Annotated in this window: 15 protein-coding genes and 2 pseudogenes; 9 read left to right on the forward strand and 8 right to left on the reverse strand. The window is 62.9% G+C overall.

The features are described from left to right. The first annotated feature begins 152 nt into the window (after positions 1–152). From NIBR502773_RS01150 to NIBR502773_RS31220, 3 genes and pseudogenes are all read left to right on the forward strand, one after another. On the forward strand, positions 153–4,160 hold the full coding sequence (locus NIBR502773_RS01150) for a bifunctional nitrate reductase/sulfite reductase flavoprotein subunit alpha (protein ID WP_141155119.1): 4,008 nt from the start codon (positions 153–155) through the stop codon (positions 4,158–4,160). 347 nt (positions 4,161–4,507) lie between these two features. Then, positions 4,508–5,347, forward strand: a pseudogene (locus tag NIBR502773_RS31215) (cache domain-containing protein); the annotation flags it as partial. Between the two features lie 198 nt (positions 5,348–5,545). Next, complete coding sequence (locus NIBR502773_RS31220) at positions 5,546–6,250, forward strand: methyl-accepting chemotaxis protein (protein ID WP_373682406.1); 705 nt, start codon at positions 5,546–5,548, stop codon at positions 6,248–6,250. Here NIBR502773_RS31220 and NIBR502773_RS01160 read toward each other — a convergent pair. From NIBR502773_RS01160 to NIBR502773_RS01175, 4 genes are all read right to left on the reverse strand, one after another. Further along, positions 6,240–7,034, reverse strand: a complete 795-nt coding sequence (locus NIBR502773_RS01160) for an alpha/beta fold hydrolase (RefSeq protein WP_141155121.1) — start codon at positions 7,032–7,034, stop codon at positions 6,240–6,242. The genes NIBR502773_RS31220 and NIBR502773_RS01160 overlap by 11 nt on opposite strands. A 79-nt stretch (positions 7,035–7,113) precedes the next feature. Further along, complete coding sequence (locus NIBR502773_RS01165) at positions 7,114–8,016, reverse strand: LysR family transcriptional regulator (RefSeq protein ID WP_065942089.1); 903 nt, start codon at positions 8,014–8,016, stop codon at positions 7,114–7,116. A gap of 98 nt (positions 8,017–8,114) precedes the next feature. Beyond that, entirely contained in the window at positions 8,115–8,909 is a 795-nt protein-coding gene (locus NIBR502773_RS01170) for a nucleotidyltransferase domain-containing protein (RefSeq protein WP_141155122.1), read from the reverse strand. Then, positions 8,906–9,385 (reverse strand): ATP-binding protein, encoded by a 480-nt coding sequence (locus tag NIBR502773_RS01175; RefSeq protein WP_098479350.1) that lies wholly within the window; start codon positions 9,383–9,385, stop codon positions 8,906–8,908. Before NIBR502773_RS01175 ends, NIBR502773_RS01170 begins: the two co-directional genes overlap by 4 nt. Before the next feature lie 157 nt (positions 9,386–9,542). Between NIBR502773_RS01175 and NIBR502773_RS01180 the strand changes: the two genes are divergently transcribed. Both NIBR502773_RS01180 and NIBR502773_RS01185 read left to right on the forward strand, forming a co-directional pair. Then, on the forward strand, positions 9,543–9,956 hold the full coding sequence (locus NIBR502773_RS01180) for a DUF2231 domain-containing protein (protein WP_065942086.1): 414 nt from the start codon (positions 9,543–9,545) through the stop codon (positions 9,954–9,956). Then, positions 9,953–11,245 (forward strand): sorbosone dehydrogenase family protein, encoded by a 1,293-nt coding sequence (locus NIBR502773_RS01185; protein WP_141155123.1) that lies wholly within the window; start codon positions 9,953–9,955, stop codon positions 11,243–11,245. Before NIBR502773_RS01180 ends, NIBR502773_RS01185 begins: the two co-directional genes overlap by 4 nt. A gap of 30 nt (positions 11,246–11,275) precedes the next feature. Here NIBR502773_RS01185 and NIBR502773_RS01190 read toward each other — a convergent pair whose 3' ends face one another. Then, a complete protein-coding gene (locus NIBR502773_RS01190) occupies positions 11,276–12,184 on the reverse strand; it encodes a LysR substrate-binding domain-containing protein (protein ID WP_141155124.1) in 909 nt (302 codons plus the stop codon). A gap of 93 nt (positions 12,185–12,277) precedes the next feature. Here NIBR502773_RS01190 and NIBR502773_RS01195 point away from each other — a divergent pair, with 93 nt between their 5' ends. Together NIBR502773_RS01195 and NIBR502773_RS01200 are read left to right on the forward strand one after the other, a co-directional pair. Beyond that, positions 12,278–13,267: a DMT family transporter gene (locus NIBR502773_RS01195; RefSeq protein WP_141155125.1), complete on the forward strand. Its 990-nt coding sequence runs from the start codon at positions 12,278–12,280 to the stop codon at positions 13,265–13,267. Positions 13,268–13,323: 56 nt separating this feature from the next. Continuing rightward, the gene (locus NIBR502773_RS01200) at positions 13,324–14,244 is read left to right on the forward strand and encodes a helix-turn-helix domain-containing GNAT family N-acetyltransferase (protein ID WP_141155126.1); all 921 of its coding nucleotides are present in this window, start codon (positions 13,324–13,326) and stop codon (positions 14,242–14,244) included. Positions 14,245–14,468: 224 nt separating this feature from the next. Here the strand turns inward: NIBR502773_RS01200 and NIBR502773_RS01205 are convergent, their stop codons facing one another. Beyond that, positions 14,469–15,872: an MFS transporter gene (locus NIBR502773_RS01205; RefSeq protein WP_065942081.1), complete on the reverse strand. Its 1,404-nt coding sequence runs from the start codon at positions 15,870–15,872 to the stop codon at positions 14,469–14,471. Positions 15,873–16,026: 154 nt separating this feature from the next. Next, a pseudogene (locus NIBR502773_RS01210) lies at positions 16,027–16,548 on the reverse strand (GNAT family N-acetyltransferase). Positions 16,549–16,757: 209 nt separating this feature from the next. On the opposite strand from NIBR502773_RS01210, the gene proP reads away from it, so the two are divergent. Together proP and NIBR502773_RS01220 are read left to right on the forward strand one after the other, a co-directional pair. Then, a complete protein-coding gene (proP, locus tag NIBR502773_RS01215; protein WP_027608499.1) occupies positions 16,758–18,260 on the forward strand; it encodes a glycine betaine/L-proline transporter ProP in 1,503 nt (500 codons plus the stop codon). A 52-nt stretch (positions 18,261–18,312) separates the two neighbouring features. After that, a complete protein-coding gene (locus tag NIBR502773_RS01220; protein WP_027608500.1) occupies positions 18,313–18,819 on the forward strand; it encodes a GAF domain-containing protein in 507 nt (168 codons plus the stop codon). Here NIBR502773_RS01220 and NIBR502773_RS01225 read toward each other — a convergent pair. Next, positions 18,794–19,717: an AraC family transcriptional regulator gene (locus NIBR502773_RS01225; protein WP_141155127.1), complete on the reverse strand. Its 924-nt coding sequence runs from the start codon at positions 19,715–19,717 to the stop codon at positions 18,794–18,796. The genes NIBR502773_RS01220 and NIBR502773_RS01225 overlap by 26 nt on opposite strands. Positions 19,718–19,781 lie beyond the last annotated feature (64 nt).

The raw sequence follows: 19,781 nt of genomic DNA on the forward strand, positions 1-19,781 counted from the left end.
AAGAAATTGGCGCGTGACTTGCTAGGAACACACACAGAGCAGTCAACGCTGATTGCCCATTCACGACAAAGGCGCCGTGCAATCCCCGTTTCCAACGGAGGGTTGCAGGGCGCTTTTTTGTTGGCGGGCAGAAAAAGTTTCGAGGGTGACGGATGGCAAACCAAAGCGTACGCAGTGTGTGTCCCTATTGTGGTGTGGGCTGCGGCATCATCATGCAGGTCGAGCACAATAAGGTGGTCAAGGTCATCGGTGACAAGGCCCACCCCACCAACTTCGGCCGCCTGTGCACCAAAGGCACCACCTGCGGGCAGGCCATCGCCGAGTCCGGGCGGATGGAGAACGCCTACCTGCGTGAAAAGCGTGACCACGACCCGGTGCGCATCGCCATGGACACCGCCATCAGCGAAACCGCCGGGCGCCTGCGCGGCATCCTCGACAGCCACGGGCCGGATGCCCTGTCCTTTTATGTGTCAGGGCAAATGTCCCTGGAGGCCCAGTACCTGATCAATAAACTGGCCAAGGGCTTTGTGCGCACCAACAACGTCGAGTCCAACTCGCGCCTGTGCATGGCCAGCGCCGGCAGCGGCTACAAGCTGTCCCTGGGCTCCGACGGGCCGCCGGGCTCCTACGAAGACTTCGACCGCGCCGATCTGTTCTTCGTGATCGGCGCCAATATGGCCGACTGTCACCCGATCCTGTTCCTGCGCATGATGGACCGGGTCAAGGCCGGGGCGAAGCTGATCGTGGTCGACCCACGGCGCAGCGCCACGGCGGACAAGGCCGGCCTGTACCTGCCGATCAAACCCGGCACCGACCTCGCCCTGCTCAATGGCCTGTTGCACCTGCTGGTCAAGAACGGCCACACCGACCCCGCGTTCATTGCCGCGTTCACCGAGGGCTGGGAGGCCATGCCCGGCTTTCTCGAGGACTACCCGCCGCACACGGTCGCCGAGATCACCGGCCTGGCCGAAGCGGATATCCGCCAGGCCGCCGATTGGATCGGCGCCGCCGCCGAGTGGATGAGCTGCTGGACCATGGGCCTCAACCAAAGCACCCACGGCACCTGGAACACCAACGCCCTGTGCAACCTGCACCTGGCCACCGGCGCCATCTGCCGCCCCGGCAGCGGGCCGTTTTCCCTCACCGGCCAACCCAACGCCATGGGCGGCCGTGAGATGGGCTACATGGGCCCGGGCCTGCCGGGGCAGCGCTCGGTGCTGGTGGAAGCCGACCGCGCATTTATCGAAGACCTCTGGCAGATCCCCCCAGGCAGCCTGCCGCGCCAGGTCGGCGGCGGCACCGTGGCGCTGTTCGAGCAGATGAGCGCGGGGCAGATCAAAGCCTGCTGGATCATCTGCACCAACCCGGTGGCCAGCGCGCCCAATCGCCGCAAGGTCATCGAAGGCCTGCAAGCCGCCGAACTGGTGATCACCCAGGACGCCTTCCTCGACACCGAGACCAACCGCTACGCCGACATCCTGCTGCCCGGCGCGCTGTGGGCCGAGGCCGAAGGGGTGATGATCAACTCCGAGCGCAACCTGACCCTGATGCAAAAAGCCGTCGAACCACCGGGCCAGACCTTGCCCGACTGGCAGATCATCGCCAGGGTCGCTTGCGAGATGGGCTTTGTCGAAGCCTTCACCTATGCCAGCGCCGCCGAGGTCTTCGACGAGATCAAGCGCGCCTGGAACCCCAAGACCGGCTATGACATTCGCGGCGCCAGCCATCAACGGCTGCGCGCGCAACCGCTGCAATGGCCCTGCGCTTCAGACGCCGGCGCGGACCGCAACCCGATCCGCTACCTGAATACAGGCACGCTCAGATTCGCCACCGACAACGGCAAGGGCCAGTTCCTGGCGCGCCCACATATGCCGCCGGCGGAGATGCCGGATGAGGCCTTCCCTTTCGTGCTCAACACCGGGCGTTTGCAGCACCAGTGGCACACCCTGACCAAGACCGGCAAGGTCGCCACCCTGAACAAACTCAACCCCGGCCCCTTCGTCGAACTGCACCCCGAAGATGCCGCCAGCCTGGGCATCCAGGACAAGGACCGCGTGGAGGTGCGCTCCCAGCGCGGGCGTGCCGTACTGCCTGCGGTGGTCACCGACCGCGTGCGGCCGGGCAACTGTTTTGCGCCTTTCCACTGGAACGATGTATTTGGCGAAAACCTGGCGATCAACGCGGTGACCAACGACGCGGTCGATCCGATTTCGCTGCAACCCGAGTTCAAGTTCTGTGCCGTCGCCCTGGCCCGGGTCGAGTTGATCGATCACCAGTTTCTCGATGGGCCGGTCTCGCAAGACCTGCCCGCCTTAGCAGAGGACCTCACCCTGTCGCGCCTCGACGCCTTCGCCGATATTGCCGGCCTCCGTAACGTGCCAGCGCCGCCACTGAGCGACAGCGAGCGTACTTACCTCGCAGGTTTCCTCAGCGGTCTGCGCTCCGACGCCGGGCGCCAGGCAGCCGGTGTGCCGGTGATGCCAAGCAATGCGCCGCTGACCAAGGATTCCCGACTGTGGCTGGACGGTTTGCTCGGCGGATTGTTCAGCCGCGCAGACGTCAGCGCCATCGCCGCAACGCCCTCCCCGGCCGTCACCCTGTTATGGGCCTCCCAGACCGGTAACGCCGAAGCCCTGGCCGAGCGATTCGCCAAGCGCCTGCGCGACGCCGGTATCAGCGTCGAGCTCAGCGCGATGGCGGATTTCCCGGCCAGCAAACTGGCGAGCACACAAAACCTGGCGCTGATCAGCAGCACCTTCGGCGACGGCGACCCGCCGGACAATGGCGAAGGTTTCTGGCACAGCCTCAACACCGCCGAGATGCGCCTGGAGTCGCTGCGCTTTGCGGTGCTGGCCCTGGGCGATCCGAATTACGACCAGTTCTGCAAGCACGGCAAACGCCTTGACCAGCGCCTGCTGGAGCTGGGCGCGACCCGCCTGCTGGAGCGCGTGGATTGCGACACCGAATTCGAAGAACGCGCCTATGCCTGGCTGGCACAGTTGCAACACAGCCTCAACCCGGCCAAAGCCGCGACGCTCGCCGCACCCGCCACACCGGCCGGCAAAACCAAGCTGCATGGTTCACGGCTGCTGCTCAACCGGCACCTGAACCCGCAGAGCACCCACAAGGAAACCCGCCAGTTCGCCCTGGACCTGACCGACTCCGGGCTGAGCTATGAAGCCGGTGATGCCCTGGGAGTGATGCCGCGCAACTGCCCGGAACTGGTCAGCGAACTGCTCGACCTGACGCGCCTGGATGCCAGTGCCTGCGTGAACATCGACACCTTCGGCGATATACCGCTGCACCAGGCATTGACCCAGCGTTTCGAAATCGCCCGCCCCAGCAGCGACACCCTGGCCTTTATCGCCGAGCGCAGTGCCAACCCAGGCCTTAAGCGCCTGCTGAGCCCCGAGCACAAGACCGAACTGCAGGCTTGGCTGTGGGGCCGGCAACTGGTGGATGTGCTGCACGCGTACCCCATCGATTGCTCGGCGGACGAACTGCTCGGCACCCTCAAGCGCCTGCAACCACGGTTGTATTCAATCGCCTCCAGCGCCAAGGCCTACCCGCAGGAAGTGCACCTCACCGTGGCCGCCGTGCGCTATGGCAAGCGCAAGGGCGTGTCCTCGACCTTCCTCGCCGACCGCGCCGCAGACAGTGAGGTGCCGTTGTTCGTGCAGCCGTCCAAGCACTTCCGCACACCGGCCGACGGCGACGTGCCGATGATCATGATCGGCCCCGGCACCGGTGTGGCGCCGTTCCGCGCGTTTTTGCAGGAACGTCGGGCCCAGGGGCACCAGGGCCGCAACTGGCTGTTCTTCGGCGAGCAGCACGCGGCCAGCGACTTCTATTACCAGGATGAACTGCAAGGCATGCAGCGCGACGGCCTGCTCACCCACCTGAGCCTGGCGTTCTCCCGCGACCAGGCGCAAAAGATCTACGTACAGGACCGCATCCGCGAACAGGGGGCCGAGCTGTGGCGCTGGTTGCAGGACGGCGCCAGGCTGTATATCTGCGGGGACGCCAGCCATATGGCCAAGGACGTCGACCAGGCGTTGCGCCAGGTCGCGCAAACCCACGGCGGGCTTGGCGTTGAGGGCGCAGTGGAGTACTGGCGCCAGTTGAGCGAACAGAAGCGTTACCTGCGTGATGTCTACTGATTGGATACAGAACAATAAGCACTTTGTATTGTGTACAAAAAACCCTAAAGATTTACCGGCACCGGGCCGAAACAGCGGTGATAGCAAATCGCCGCGCTGTTTTTCCTGAGCGGACGATTTGACCACCCTCTGCGCTGATGGTCGTCTCGATGAAAATAAAAAATAAGCTGGTGCTTGCATTTGTCTCTGTGGCGTTTATTCCGGTAAGCCTGGTGGCCGTGATCTCCGTGATGAACACACGGACCCAGGCGGTGGATCAGTTTATCGATGGCAGCACCCGGGAAATCCGCCAGATCGATGGCAATATCCGCCAGTTCTTCGACGGCACACTGCAGAACGTCGATCAAATGGCCACCGATCCTGTATACACCGCCGTGGACTCTCTGAAGAATTACCAGCCTGCCGATGCAGCCAGCCAGCCGATGCCGGCGGCGGCGCAGGATGTGATCAAGCGCTTTGCACGCTTCGGCGCCACGCACCCGGCCGCCGCGATCCTGTCCATCGGCCTGGAAGACGGTACCTACGCCAAATGGCCGGATGACCCGCAGCTGGCCAAGTACGACCCACGCACGCGCCCCTGGTACAAGGCCGCGATGGCCAGCCCCGGCAAGACCGTGCGCACACCGGCTTACTACTACGACAAAGACGATGTGGCGCTGGTGGGCACTGCCCGGGCGTTGCTGGATAACGCCGGCAAGGCCAAGGGCGTGTTCGTGGTCAGCGTGTCGCTGAAGAACCTCACCGAACTGGTCAAGAGCATCAAGCTCGGCGAAAGCGGCTACGTGATGCTGATCGAAGACGGCGTGGTGCTGGTCGACCCGCGCGACGCCGCCCACAGCTTCAAGCCGCTCAAGGACCTGGGCGCCGCCTATGCGCACCTGGCCGAGACGTCCCAGGGTTCTACCGAGGTGGAAATCAACGGCGTGCGCTACATGGCCAACGTGTGGACCTCTCCCGGCCTGGGCTGGCGCTATATCGGCCTGATCGAGCACCGCGAAGTCATGGCCGAAGCCACGCGCATGACCTACCTCACAGCGGTCATCGTCGGCGTGCTGGTGCTGATCTTCGGCGTGCTTGCGGCGGCGTTTTCCAAGGTGATCGTCAAGCCCATCGGCCAGGTCAGCAGCGGCTTGCAGTCGATTGCCGAGGGCGAAGGCGACCTGCGCCACGCACTGCAGGTGCAGGGCAAGGATGAAACCGCTGAACTCGCCGGCTGGTTCAACAAGTTCCTTGCCGCGATTCGCCAATTGATCCAGCACATCGGTGCCGCCTCGGCCAATTTGCACAACGCCTCCAAGGTCAACAGCGAAGTGGCGCACAACATGAACGAAGCCGCCGGGCGCCAGCGCGAGGCGGTGGAACTGGTGTCCACCGCGTTCAACGAAATGGTCGCCACCGCCAACGAAGTCGCGCGGTCCTGCAGCAGTGCGGCAGAGTCGGCGGAGAACGGCCATCGCCGCGTGGCCGAGGGCAAGCAACAGATCGAAGTCACCACCGATAACGTCAACCGCCTGGGCCGCCGATTGACCGAGTCGTCCGACGCCATGGTCGAACTCGAAGCCGGCAGCCGCAGCATCAACCAGATCATCGGCACCATCCGTGCGATTGCCGAACAGACCAACCTGCTGGCCCTCAACGCCGCCATCGAGGCCGCCCGTGCCGGTGACCAGGGCCGTGGTTTTGCCGTGGTCGCCGACGAGGTGCGCGCGTTGGCCAAGCGCACCTCCGACTCCACCGGCGAGATCGAGCAGCTGCTCGGCACCCTGGAAAACAAGACCCAGGAAGTCACGCAAAAAATGGGCAGTTGCCTGGACCTGTCACGGGCCAGTGTGTCGTCCATCGAAAGCGCACGGGACAGCTTTGAAGGCATCCAGTTGTCAGTCAACGAGATCCGTGACCAGAACCTGCAAATCTCCGCCGCCGCCGAGGAGCAACACAGCGTGGCCGAAGAGATCAACCGGCATATCCAGCAGATCTACGACGAGGCGCGGCTGGTGGAAAGCCTGGCCAACTCGGCGCAGGACGACTCGGGGCGCCTGTCGAATCTGTCGGATGAGTTGAATGGCCTGGTGGGGCGCTTCAAGTCCTGATGAATGCCGCGATCTGTTGCCACATCGCCCGTGGGTTGGAATACATCGGGAAGTGCCCGCACGCGGCAATGGGCGCCAGGCGCACGCCGTTGGCCTGGATGTGCGGCAGGTAGGACAGCCCGGCGTTCTGCGCGCCGTACATGAACAGCTTCGGGCATGGCAGGCCGAGGAACTTGTCCATCAGGTCGGCGTTGTCGGAAAGCGTCACCATCGACCGGAAAATCCCGCGCACCGCACCGGCGCGGACCTTGTGGCGCAGGCTCGCTGAATACAGGGCGCTGGCATACGCCGGCGCCTGGCGGGTGCGTTCGATGAAGGCACTGAAAAACGCTTCGGGATCCTGCGCCGGGTAGTCGACAATCTGGCGGCTGAGAAAGCAGTCTTCCGCAGCGATATTGCCTTCGATATCGGTGAAGCTCAGGACACGGCCAGGGAAACGGTGCGCCAGCAGCAAGGCCGTCAACCCGCCCATGGAGTGGCCGACCAGGTGGAAACGTTCGATCTGGAAGTGCTCCAGCACCTGCAAGGCGGTTTCGAGCAGGAACGGGATGCTGATTGCCCCCAGGTCGGCGCATTCACTTTCGCCACAGCCGGGCGCGTCATACGCAACAAAGGGATGCCCGTCGAAAGCCGGGTGCAGGACGATATCGGCGTAGTCTTCCTTGGTGGAGCCAAAGCCGTGCAGGAACAGGATCGGCGCGTGCTCACCGGAGCGATACAGGGCGGCGATATCCAGCGATACGCCATCTACCGTCAGCGGCAGACGGGTGTGAGTGAACGACATGGCGAGGGCTCCTTGAACACAAAGGCGGCCAATTTCAAGGGTTTCCCTACGCGTGTAAATGACCGATTGCAGAACGTTTTCATACGCCAATCGTATGAGCCTGGAATTGTGCGACCAGTTCTGTGACTAGCGGGTTTGGCCTTTGCGAGTTCCAGGCGACCGCCGTCGTCACGACGTTGAGTTTCTGGGTCAAGGCCCGCAGCACCACGTTATCCGGCGCGAGTTTTTTCAACGAAGCCGGCACCAGCGCAATGCCCTGGCCGCAGCTGACAAAGGCAATCTGCGAGGCCACCGAGCGCACCTCATGCAGCACCCGCGGCGAGAACCCGCTGGCGCGGCAGGTGGCGATCAGGTTGTCGAAATACACCGGGCTGACCTTGCGCGAAAACATCACCAAAGGCTCGCTGGCCAGGCTCGCCAGGCTGATGCGCGTGCGCGACGCCAGCGGGTGATCGCTGGGCAGCGCCACCATCAGGCGGTCCTCGCGCAACGGCAGGGACTGGATCGCAGGGCCGAGGTCGCCGTCCAATCGTGCAAACGCCAGGTCGATATCCCCCGCCTCCAGCGCCGGTACCGCCTCCACGCTGTCGATCTCGCGCACCGATACGGTGAGCTGGGGGTATCGCTGCTTGAGCAGGTCGATCAAGCCAGGCAACACATCAAACATCGCCGTGGAAATCGCGCCAATGGTGAGCATGCCCGACTGCCCCGCCACCGCCTCCTCCACCGCCAGCTCCAGGCGCTCCAACTGTTCGGCGAACTTGCGCACCGCCGGCAGGATCGCCGCACCCACCGGCGTCAACTTGGCGCCCCGCCGCGAACGCTCGAACAACGTGACCTTGAGTGCCTGCTCCAGCACCTGGATCTGCTCGCTCAACGGCGGCTGCGACATGCCCAGGCGCTTGGCGGCACGGCCGAAGTTCTGTTCTTCGGCCACGGCGAGGAACAGCCAGAGGTGGCGAATAAGGCGGAAGTTGATCATGGGGATTCCATAGGCTTGACGTATGAAAGGTCAGGTTTAACGCTAATAAACCTATCATCTTTGGATAAGCCATATGGCGCAAGCACAGCCCCACATTTTTAATCCGCTACGTACGTAGGAAGGACGGTGGGTGAATCCATCCAATCCAGAAAAGCCCGAAGCCGCGCGGTGAAGTTTTCCATCGTGGCGCCAGGGTTCCTGGCCTCAAAGAGAAAGAACGCAAGGTGAGTGACCCGCTGCGGATACCCCCGGACGAACATCGCCACATGCTCTTCGAGGGTGCGGGGCCATGTCGACGCATCTTCCGAAAGCAATACATGGGTGGACCTGATCAGCTTGCGTGAAGCCTCGCGCTGCAAGCGAAGTCGCTGCGTCTCGGTGTCTGCGCACGCGATGCGCGTGAGGTGCGCGCTCAATACGGCGTGAAAATCACCATTTACCGCCAGCGCGATGTCACGGGATGGCCGAAACCGTTCGAAATGCACTGACAGATCATTGCCCCACAGGCAGCGGCACTGGTGTTTGAGCCAGAAGCCCCACCTGTTGCGGTTTTCCGCCGCCAGTACTTGCGCGCAGTGGCCGATATCGAAATCCACCTTGGTGACAAGGGGGTGCCGCTGCTCCAGCGCACGCCGGACTGCCTCCAGCCGGGCCAATAGCTCCGCGGTTGCCGGCTCGCGCAGCACCAAGGTGAGGTCGAGGTCGGAAACGCCGGGAGTGGCATCGCCCCTTGCGACACTGCCATAGAGATAGAGGCCGTCCAGGCCCAGGTCGTCCCTCGAGAGCGACGCGCAGGCGTCCGCCAGCAACGGCTGGTATTCAAGCTGCACGGGGGTGTCGGGGACGGTGAGGATAAAACCGTCCGCGTCGATGCCCGCAGAAGGCGTACTCATGGGCGATGCACCTCGATCACCAACCCTTCCGCCTCGCTCGGCACGCAGAAATGCCGGGTGATCAGGTCGAACTCGGCATCCGTCGCCGCGAAATCATGATCGCCCCGGGCATTGCGCGCATGCAGCCTTGCGCGGCAGGTGGCGTCGTCCAGCTCGAGGTAATGCAGGCGGTGCGGCACCTTGGCGGCCTGCGCCAACCCCAGCAGCCATTCGCGATTGGTCAGGGTATTGGCGGGAAAATCCAGCACCACGTTGACGCCGGACTCAAGCAGGTTGATCACCAGCGGACCCAACACCCCGCGAATACGCTGGGCACAGCGCAGGTAGTCGGCGATCGAGAGGATTTCACCGGGGTACAACTGGGCGAGCCAGGTGTCTTCGCTGAGCAGGATGGCGGCGTGTTCGGCCACCAGGGTCTTGGCCAGTGTCGACTTGCCCGAGGCGATCTTGCCGCACAGCAGGTGCAGGGTTGGCATGGGGACGGCTCCTTATGTGAAGCCTTGAGCATGCCAGCTTTCCGGCTGGTTCTTAATATTTCGACACGAATTATGCTGAACTATCTGATACGTAAGGCGTTCATTTCCTATGCGCAGCCCCGACCAGGGGCGTTGTACAACAAGGAGCCGCCTTACCATGACAACCCTTCCCGCCTACCGATACACGCCGGGGCCGCTGCATGCGACCTTGCTGGCCGGCACCGTGCCGCTGTTTCTTGGTGCCTTGCTCAGCGACATTGCCTACACCCAGACCTACCAGATCCAATGGGCCAACTTTGCGTCCTGGTTGATTGCCGGTGCTCTGGTGTTCTGTGGGTTCGCGTTCCTGTTTGCGCTGGTCAACCTGCTTCGCGCCGAGCGCAAGGCGGGGCAACCCACGCGGTATGTCCTGCTGCTGTTAGCCACCTGGGTATTAGGGCTGGTCAATGCCTTTCAACATGCCAAGGATGCCTACGCCTCAATGCCTGCCGGGCTGATCATGTCCGCCGTCGTCTTGCTGCTGACACTGGCGGCCACCTGGACCGGCCTGCGCTCGGGAGGTGCCAAATGAAAACGTCCCACACACTGAGCGTATTGAGCGCCGCGCTGGTGCTGAGCGCCTGCGGCGGCGAAGGTGACAAGACCCAGGCCCGCGGCCCCGACCCCACGTTGCCGGAGCAACAAAGCAGCCTGTTGCCGAGCATGAAGATCGCCGAGCCCACCCCCTGGGGCGATCAGAAACCCAAGGTCCCCGACCGCTACAGCATCACGGCCATCGCCACCGACCTGGCCATCCCGCGCCAGACGTTGGTGCTGCCCAACGGTGACATCCTGATCGCCGAAGGCCGTGGCGGCAGTGCGGCCAAGCTCAAGCCCAAGGATGTGATCGCCAGCGTGATCAAGGCTCAGGGCAACACCAAGGTAAAAGGCGGCAACCGCCTGACGCTGCTGCGCGATGCCGACGGTGACGGCACCTATGAGTTGAAGACGGTCTTCGCCGACAACCTCAACGCGCCCTACGGCCTGGCGTTTGCCGAGGGCAAGCTTTACGTGGCCAACCAGGATGCGCTGGTGCGCTTCGACTACACCGATGGCCAGACCAAGGCCAGCGGCGCACCGGTGAAAGTCACCGACCTGCCGTCGCAGATCAACCATCACTGGACCAAGTCCCTGGCGGTGAGTGCCGATGGACGCCAGTTGTATGTGGGGATCGGCTCCAACAGCAACGTGACCGAACGTGGCATGGAAGTGGAAATCGACCGCGCCATGGTCTGGCAGATCGATGCCGCCACCGGCGCGCACAAGCCATACGCCACCGGCCTGCGCAACCCCACGGCGCTGACCATCCAACCCGACTCCGGGCAACTGTGGACGGTGGTCAACGAGCGCGACGAACTCGGCCCCGACCTGGTGCCCGACTACCTGACCTCGGTGAAAGAAGGCGCGTTCTACGGCTGGCCCTACAGCTATTGGGGCCAGAACGTCGACCCGCGCGCGCAACCGCAGAACCCGGCCAAAGTCGCCGCCGCGATCAAGCCCGACTACAGCCTGGGCTCCCACGTGGCCGCACTCGGCGTGGACTTTTCCATCCCGGCCATGGGCGAGCAATTTGCCGACGGCGTATTTGTCGGCGAGCACGGCAGCTGGAACCGCGACAACCCGGTGGGCTACAAGGTGATCTTCGTGCCGTTCAGCAATGGCAAGCCATCGGGTGAGCCGATTGATTTCGCCACCGGCTTTCGCGGTGACGACGGCAAGACCCGTGGGCGCCCGGTGGGGGTGACGGTGGACCCGAAAGGCGCGCTGATCATCGCCGACGACCTGGCCAATACCGTGTGGCGGGTGACGCGCAAGCCATAGCGGCATATGACAGGGGCGGCGACGCCCCTGTCAGCCTTCATCCTGCAATTGCACCTCCAGCCAGTCGAGCAACGCCATGACTTCAGCGCGGATCTCCTCTCCCTGCTGCCGATAAATCGATAGCGCCTGGGGCAAATGCACACTCTCGACACAGGGCCTTACCAGCGCCCCGCTGTCAATCAAACGGCTCGCCGTACGCCGCCAGCCCATGGCGATCCCATGCCCCTCCACCGCCGCCTGCAACATCAGCGGGTAGCTATCGAAGGTCGCACCGCGCACCTCCCCGCCCAAGGCCTGGCCGAACACCTGCAACCAGCTGTCCCACTCCATCAAGTGCGGAGGATGGGAGCTGTGGTGCAACAAGGTGCGCGACTGCAACCCGGCGAGCGACAGCGGTGGTTTGCTGTCCAGATAGCCGGGGCTGCACACCGGGAACACTTCGTCGGCGGCGGTGAACATCAGCGGATGGCTGCCACTCGCGCGCCCGGTACTTTGCAAGGCCACGTCGAAGTGACTGGTGAACTCCGTCAGGGGACGGGTGGAGGTCACCACCTGGATTTCGATGTGCGGGTATTGCTGGTGGAACGTCGACAGGCGCGGCATCAGCCAATAAAACGCTTCGCACAACTGGCACAGCAACACCACGCGATGACTGTGCAGTGACGCCCGCAGGCTGGCAGCACTCTCACTGATGCTGCGCAGCGCTTCGCCGACCACCTTGCCCAGTTCCCGCCCCTCTTGGGTGAGGAACACCGCCCGGTTGCGCCGGCTGAACAGCTTCACCCCCAGGTTGTCTTCCAGCCCGCGAATCTGGCGGCTGATGGCGGCCTGGGTGATGTGCAGCTCATCGGCTGCCTTGGAGAAACTGCCCAGGCGTGCCGCCGCTTCAAACGGCAACAGGCTGGCCAGGGGCGGCAGGGTCTTGCCAAGTGTATTCATAATCTGAGGTTATACATCCACGGCCGAGAACTCGTTTGTAGCACACCCGCATGACTGGGCACCATGGATCCATTACCTCAATGGATGCCCCGGATGAACGCTGCACAGACCTCCATCGCCGTCGGCGTGCTGCTCGCGATTGTTGCCACACTGGGCTGGGCGCTGAACTTCATCGCGCCCTACGTCACTGGCGGCTACAGCCTCTATGACCTGATGGCCGTGCGTTTTTTGATCGCAGGCGTGCTGGGCGGCATGGGTGTGCTGCTATGCCGGTCACAACTGTGCTCGCTCAGGCCCGCCCAGCGATGCCTCGCTGCCGCCCTCGGGGCAGTGGGTTGCCTGGGCTACGGCCTGTGCATCGCTGCCGGGGTGATGTTCGGCGGCCCCGTCATGACCCCGGCGTTTATCGGCACGGTGCCGGTGTTGTTGGCCCTGGTGGGTAACGCCAGCACCCGGACAGTCCCATGGCGCCGACTGGCAGCCCCCCTGGCATGCCTCACGACGGGCCTCATGCTGTCGAACATCAGCAGCTTTCATCAACCTGCATTGGATACAAGTGCCTGGTTGGCGGGGCTGTTTTTTTCCCTGAGTGCGGTCGCCCTCTGGTTGTGGTTCAGCGTGATCAACCAACGGCAACTGACGCACCTCGCGTCGCAGGCAACCGGCCTCTGGACCGCACTGATGATGGTGGGTGCCGGTGTCGCTACGCTGTGCCTGCTGCCGTTCATCCAGGCACTGGGCTTGTTCACGCTGCCGACGCTCGGCTTCGGCCTTTCCCAGGCAGGCCCGCTCTATGCCTGGGCCCTGATCATTGCGGTGATGTCGACCCTCGTCGGCGCCTGGGCCTGGAACGCTGCGACCCGACGCCTGCCGATGGTGCTCAGCGGCCAATTGATCGCCCTCGAATCCCTCTTCGCCACCCTGCTTGGCCTGGGGTTCCACGGGCGATGGCCCACACCCATGGAAGCCGCGGGCCTGAGCGCGGTGCTGATCGGCGTGGTCATGGCGATTCGAATTATATTGACGCCCCCCCAGGCGACGGCCGGTGCAGGGATGACGGTGACCGTCGAGCAAAGCCATTGACATGCTTGCCTGAAGCAACAATATAATTGCCTAAGGCAACCATTCGAGCATCCACCATGTCCACCCCCCTGCTTGTGGAACGCGCCGGCATCGTGCGCGGCTTCAATCGCTTCTACACCCACCAGATCGGCGTGCTGCAGGAACACCTGCTGCACAGCGACTATTCCCTGACTGAAATTCGGGTGATGTACGAGCTGTCCTCCCGTGGCGACCTCACCAGCGCAGACCTGTGCCAGATGCTCAGCCTCGACGCGGGTTACCTCAGCCGCCTGACCAGTGGTTTCGAGAAAAACGGCCTGATCCAGAAAGTCCGCTGCGCCACCGATGCGCGCGCAGTGCAATTGCACCTCACCGATCTCGGTCGCGCGGTCCTGGCCCCCCTGGAACAGCAGACCCAGGATGAAGTCATCGCCCTGCTCGAGAGCCTGCCCGAACCCCATCAGCAGCAATTGACCGACGCCATGCAACGTATCCAGGCCCTGCTGCAAGGCCGCCCGTCGAGCTACCTGCTGCGTGATCCACGCCCCGGGGATATGGGCCTGGTGGTGCAGCAGCAAGCGGCGCTGTATGCCCGCGAATACCACTGGAACTGGGAGTTTGAAGCGCTGGTGGCGGAGATCGTCGCCAAGTACCTGCGCGAGTTCGACCCGGCGCGGGAGCGCTGCTGGATCGCGGAGAAGGATGGCGAGGTGGTGGGTTCGGTGTTCGTTGTGCGTCATGACGATACAACCGCCAAGCTGCGCATGCTCTACGTGGATGCGAGCGCGCGGGGCCTGGGCATCGGCCAACGCCTGGTGGACGAATGCCTGCGCTTTGCCCGCGATGCCGGCTACACCCGCATGATGCTGTGGACCATGAGCGCCCTGACCGATGCGCGCGAGCTCTACCAGAAAGCCGGTTTCGAGTTGGTGGAAGAGGAGCCCACCTTGAGTTTCGGCAAGCAGCTGGTCAGCCAGACCTGGGCGCGCGCGTTGTAGAAAAGGCGCTTGAAGGAATGGGTCTCGACACAACGTTATGGATGATTCGACGGACCTGTGGTGAGCGGGCTTGTCCCGCGTTGGGCTGCGCAGCAGCCCCTAAACCAGGCGCAGCGGAGTGCCTGATACAACGCATCCGTCTTTATTAGGGGCGCTTCGCACCCCAACGCGGGCGGTGCGACGATTCGACAAGCCCGCTCACCACAGAGGTAGCGGGTCTGGGTTTACAGGTCAGTGATTTCCTTGTGGCGCGGCACCAGGGTCTTCATCACGCTCCACGCCACCAGGTACGCCAGCGCACAGATCGCGAACATGATCATGTAGCCGGTGTGAATGTCATTGATGGACTTGTAGTAGTCGAACACCCAGCCGCCGATCTTGGTCATCACCACACCGCCGATGCCGCCGGCCATGCCGCCGATACCGACCACCGAGGCCACGGTTTTCTGCGGAAACATGTCGGACACGGTGGTGAAGATGTTGCACGACCACGCCTGGTGCGCCGAGGCGCCGACGCCGATCAGCAATACCGGGACCCAGAAGCTGATGTAGCCCAACGGTTGTGCCAGCAACACCACCAACGGGAACAGCGCGATTACCAGCATGGCTTTCATGCGGCCGTCGTAGGGGGCATCGCCACGGGCCATGAAGTAACTGGGGAACCAGCCGCCGCCGATGCTGCCGACCATGGTCATGCTGTACAGCACGGCCAGCGGCATGACGATATCGGCGCCTTTCATGCCGTATTGCGCCGACAGGTAGGTGGGCAGCCAGAACAGGAAGAACCACCACACGCCATCGGTCATGAACTTGCCGAAGGCAAACGCCCAGGTCTGGCGGTAGGTGAGCAACTTGAACCACGAGACTTTTTTCTGTACCGCGCCTGCAACCGGCGGGATAGAGGGCTGCTGCGCCTGGTCGCTGCGGATATAGGCCAGTTCTTCGGCCGACAGGCGTTTTTGCTGCTCCGGCTTCTCATACACCGCCGCCCAAACCGCCACCCACACAAAGCCCAACATGCCGATAACCATAAAGGCCGCTTCCCAGCCCCACATTCCGGCGATCAGGGGCACGCAGATCGGCGCCAGGATCGCGCCGACGTTGGCGCCGGAGTTGAAGATCCCGGTGGCCAGCGAGCGTTCTTTCTTGGGGAAATATTCGGCGGTGGCCTTGATCGCAATCGGGAAGTTACCCGCCTCGCCGATCGCCAGCACCGCCCGGGACAGCATGAAGCCTGCGATGGATACCGGGATCACTGCCAGGCCGAGCGCACCACTGACCGCCGCGATGCCCTCGCCCATCGGCACCGAAAACGCATGCATGATGGCGCCGGTGGACCAGACCGCAATCGCGATCACGTAGGCGGCCTTGGTGCCGATCTTGTCGACGAACCGCCCGGCAAACAGCATGGAAATCGCATACACGAACTGGAACACCGCCGCGATATTGGCGTAATCGGTGTTGCTCCAGCCAAATTGCGTCGACAACTGCGGCGCAAGCAGGCTGAGCACCTGGCGGTCGAGGTAGTTGACGGTGGTCGCGAAAAACAACATCGCGCAGATGGTCCAGCGATAGTTGCCTACAGCTTGGCCAACGCGCTGGGCGTTGATGGGCTCGATCAAGTTCATGGCATCACTTTTTATTTTTGTTAGGTAGGACATATGTAACGTCATATGTCGTCGTACAACTGTGGCTTTTATATCGGGCTACCTACCCGCTGTCAATCTGAAAGATTACGGCTTTTGCGGGCGATCTCACGGGTGTGAAAAGTGTCAGGCGCGGCTAGGTTGTAGGATGACAAATGCGCATGACCCGGCTCGGCGCCTTGCCGGGCACATCGTCGAGCACACCGAACGGCTGCATGCCGACCTTCTCCAGCACACGGATCGACGCCGCGTGATCGGGCCGCACCAGGCCGAACACTTCCGGCAAACGGAGGGTGTCAAACGCCAACGCCAGGGCATCGCGTGCCAGCTCAGTGGCGTAGCCCTGCCCCCAGGCTTCCACGGCAAAGCGGTAGCCCAGGTTGACGCGCGGTTGCGTGAGGTAGTTAAGCGGGGCGACTCCACCAAAGCCGATGATGCAGTCCGGCGCGTCAATACGGGCAACCGCCCACTAGCCATAGCCGTTGTCGGCCCACTGCTGGAGCCAGTGATCGAGCAGGCGTTGGGCCGCGGACAGGCTGGGCATGGGCCCGGAGGGATTGAAGAGACTGGTCAGCGGGTCACCGAAGATCGCGAATAATCGCTGCACATCCCCAGGCTGTGGCGGACGATAGACAAGGCGGGAAACGGTGGCAGGCATCGGGATAAGTCCTCTTTACAACTGTGGCGAGCGGGTTTGCCCAAGGGTAGGTGCTCACCCCAGAAACCCAGCCCATTGCACGCAAATTGCGCCCCAGGCAAAAAAACGCAAATAGCGGTGAATTATTTCATGTCCGCTTGTATCTGAACTGACAGAGCGGTGCCATTGCAACGATGGCACCTCCCCTGTTCTGTTTTAGAGTGGTCCGCATGAAATTACGTAAGAAAAGCGTCAAGCCCATCGGTTTGAAAGACATCACCATTGTTGACGACGCCAAGATGCGCAAGGCGATCACCGCCGCCGCACTGGGTAACGCCATGGAATGGTTCGACTTTGGTGTCTACGGGTTTGTCGCCTATGTATTGGGCAAGGTGTTCTTTCCCGACGCCTCCCCCAGCGTACAAATGATCGCGGCACTGGCGACGTTCTCCGTGCCGTTCCTGATTCGTCCCCTGGGCGGCCTGTTCTTCGGCGCGCTCGGCGATAAATACGGACGCCAGAAAGTCCTCGCCGCGACCATTGTGATCATGTCGCTGAGCACCTTCGCCATCGGCCTGATCCCCGGGTATGCCTCCATCGGCATCTGGGCGCCGATCCTGCTGCTGCTGTGCAAAATGGCCCAGGGCTTCTCGGTGGGCGGTGAATACACCGGCGCCTCGATCTTCGTCGCCGAATATGCGCCGGACCGCAAGCGCGGTTTCCTCGGCAGTTGGCTGGACTTCGGCTCCATCGCCGGTTTCGTCCTCGGTGCCGGCGTCGTGGTGCTGATCTCCAGCGTGCTGGGCGAAGCCGACTTCGAGGCCTGGGGCTGGCGCCTGCCGTTCTTCCTGGCCCTGCCCCTGGGCATGATCGGCCTGTACCTGCGCCATGCGCTGGAAGAAACCCCGGCGTTCCAACAGCATGTCGACAAGCTCGAACAGGGTGACCGCGAAGGCCTGACCCATGGCCCGAAAGTGTCGTTCAAGGAGATCGCCACCAAGCACTGGCGCAGCCTGCTGACTTGCATCGGCATCGTCGCGGCCACCAACGTGACGTACTACATGCTGCTCACGTACATGCCGAGCTACCTGTCCCATAACCTGCACTACTCCGAAAACAGCGGCGTGCTGATCATCATCGCGATCATGGTCGGCATGCTGTTCGTGCAGCCGTTCATCGGTTTTGTCAGCGACAAGATCGGCCGCAAGCCCTTCATCATCGCCGGCAGCATCGGCCTGCTGTTCCTGGCCATTCCGGCCTTCATGCTGATTACCAGCGGCAAGACCGGCCTGATCTTCGCCGGCTTGCTGATCCTGGCCGTCGTGCTTAACTTCTTCATCGGCGTCATGGCGTCCACGCTGCCGGCGATGTTCCCCACGCACCTGCGCTACAGTGCCTTGGCCAGTGCGTTCAACGTCTCCGTATTGATCGCCGGCGTCACCCCTACCGCGGTGGCCTGGCTGGTGGAAAGCACCAACGACCTGTACATGCCCGCCTACTACCTGATGGTGTTTGCGGTGGTCGGCCTGATCACCGGCCTGACCATGAAGGAAACCGCCAACAAACCCCTGCGCGGCGCCGCGCCGGCTGCGTCGGACATGGAAGAAGCGAAGGAGTTGCTGCAGGAGCATCACGACAATATCGAGCAGAAAATCGAAGACATCGACGCCGAGATTGCCGAACTGGAAGCCAAGCGCCAGAACCTGGTGCAGCAGCATCCGCGTATCAATTAAGACCTGACCAAGCGTGGTGGCAAGGGCCGCCACGCCAGTGGAGTGTTCAACCATGCTTCCAAGCTTCACCGCCGCACACGCGTTACTCAGCGCCGACGAACGCGCTGCCATCGCCGAAATCGAAGCCACCACCAGCATCCTGCAATTGGTCACCCGCCTGACGGGCATGCGCTTTGCCGGCATCGCCAAGTTCACTGACCTGGAATGGATTGTCTGTTCAGCGCACGACCCCTTCGACATGGGCATTCATGCCGATGACGTGCTCGACCTGGAAACCACCCTGTGCAGCGAGTTCTGCATCAACCCGCAGACCCTGTTCATCCCGCAGGTCAGCGCCAATGGCCGCTTTGCCACGCGCCCGGTGGTCAAGCAATACGCCATCGAGAGCTACGCCGGGGCGCCGATCTTCCTGCCGGATGGCCGCCTGTTCGGCGCACTGTGTGCGCTGGATTCCCGGGCGATGCTGTTTGACGACCCCAACCTGCCGGAAACCCTCAGCCTGTTTGCGCGGCTGATCGGCTGCATCTTCTACGCTAACTTGACGCCAGCGGATCGCTGACCGGCGCTTTGCCGCGCAGCATGGCCATATCGCGCTTGGGCGGCACACCAAACAGCCGGCTGTACTCGCGGCTGAACTGCGACGGGCTTTCATAGCCGACCTTGAACGCCGCGCTGGACACGTCCCGGTGCTCGTTCAACATTAAGCGCCGCGCCTCGTTGAGGCGCAGCCATTTCTGATACTGCAGCGGGCTCATCGCCGTCAGTTGGCGAAAGTGATGATGAAAGGTCGCCGCGCTCATCTGCACGCGCGCGGCCAGTTCGTCCACGCGCAGCGGCACGTCGTAATTGAGCTTGAGCCAATCGATCGCCCGCGCAATCCGATAACCCTGCCCGTCCACGGAACAGATCTGCCGCAGTCGGCCGGCCTGGTCGCTCTGCAATAGCCGGAAGTGAATCTCGCGCTGGATCAAGGGTGCGAGCACCGGTATCGCTTCGGGCTCATCAAGCAATTCAACCAGGCGCGCAAATGAGGCGAGCATGGCGCCGGTCACGACACCAATCCCCACGCCTTTCATCACCGCCCGCTCACGCGTTGGCGGCAGCTCCCCCTGGGCGATCAGCTCGGCCAGGATGCGCAGGTCGAGCTTGAAAGTCAGGCCCAGGCACGGGCGGTTCGGGCTGGCGACCAGCACTTCGGAGTTGGCCGGTATATCCAGCGACGTGACCAGAAATCGTGCCGTGTCATACGGGTACCCCTCGCCGCCGACCCACAGCCGCTTCTCACCCTGGGCAACCAGCACGATGCTCGGCTCGACCATGCACACCACGGGTGTCGCGGGCTGCTCACGCCGATAAAAGCCCAGGCCAGGGATGGGCATGGGGTAGTCGCCGGGTACGCAGACCCTTGAGCCGATCGCGTGGACCAGCACGTCCAGGGGCATTTGATTGATCTTCATAAAGGGCCCTTTGCTCTGATCGTTGGACTTTACCCCGACCGGCCCGCTGGCGTCCCCGGCAACC

This window comes from Pseudomonas sp. NIBRBAC000502773, from assembly GCF_006517195.1.
GTDB lineage: Bacteria > Pseudomonadota > Gammaproteobacteria > Pseudomonadales > Pseudomonadaceae > Aquipseudomonas > Aquipseudomonas marginalis.

What these genes read in the sequence shown, in the direction of transcription:
- NIBR502773_RS01150 (WP_141155119.1), top strand. Translation starts at nt 153, where the DNA reads ATGGCAAACCAAAGCGTACGCAGTGTGTGTCCCTATTGTGGTGTGGGC.
- NIBR502773_RS31220 (WP_373682406.1), top strand. Translation starts at nt 5,546, where the DNA reads ATGGTCGCCACCGCCAACGAAGTCGCGCGGTCCTGCAGCAGTGCGGCA.
- NIBR502773_RS01160 (WP_141155121.1), bottom strand. Translation starts at nt 7,034, where the DNA reads ATGTCGTTCACTCACACCCGTCTGCCGCTGACGGTAGATGGCGTATCG.
- NIBR502773_RS01165 (WP_065942089.1), bottom strand. Translation starts at nt 8,016, where the DNA reads ATGATCAACTTCCGCCTTATTCGCCACCTCTGGCTGTTCCTCGCCGTG.
- NIBR502773_RS01170 (WP_141155122.1), bottom strand. Translation starts at nt 8,909, where the DNA reads ATGAGTACGCCTTCTGCGGGCATCGACGCGGACGGTTTTATCCTCACC.
- NIBR502773_RS01175 (WP_098479350.1), bottom strand. Translation starts at nt 9,385, where the DNA reads ATGCCAACCCTGCACCTGCTGTGCGGCAAGATCGCCTCGGGCAAGTCG.
- NIBR502773_RS01180 (WP_065942086.1), top strand. Translation starts at nt 9,543, where the DNA reads ATGACAACCCTTCCCGCCTACCGATACACGCCGGGGCCGCTGCATGCG.
- NIBR502773_RS01185 (WP_141155123.1), top strand. Translation starts at nt 9,953, where the DNA reads ATGAAAACGTCCCACACACTGAGCGTATTGAGCGCCGCGCTGGTGCTG.
- NIBR502773_RS01190 (WP_141155124.1), bottom strand. Translation starts at nt 12,184, where the DNA reads ATGAATACACTTGGCAAGACCCTGCCGCCCCTGGCCAGCCTGTTGCCG.
- NIBR502773_RS01195 (WP_141155125.1), top strand. Translation starts at nt 12,278, where the DNA reads ATGAACGCTGCACAGACCTCCATCGCCGTCGGCGTGCTGCTCGCGATT.
- NIBR502773_RS01200 (WP_141155126.1), top strand. Translation starts at nt 13,324, where the DNA reads ATGTCCACCCCCCTGCTTGTGGAACGCGCCGGCATCGTGCGCGGCTTC.
- NIBR502773_RS01205 (WP_065942081.1), bottom strand. Translation starts at nt 15,872, where the DNA reads ATGAACTTGATCGAGCCCATCAACGCCCAGCGCGTTGGCCAAGCTGTA.
- proP (WP_027608499.1), top strand. Translation starts at nt 16,758, where the DNA reads ATGAAATTACGTAAGAAAAGCGTCAAGCCCATCGGTTTGAAAGACATC.
- NIBR502773_RS01220 (WP_027608500.1), top strand. Translation starts at nt 18,313, where the DNA reads ATGCTTCCAAGCTTCACCGCCGCACACGCGTTACTCAGCGCCGACGAA.
- NIBR502773_RS01225 (WP_141155127.1), bottom strand. Translation starts at nt 19,717, where the DNA reads ATGAAGATCAATCAAATGCCCCTGGACGTGCTGGTCCACGCGATCGGC.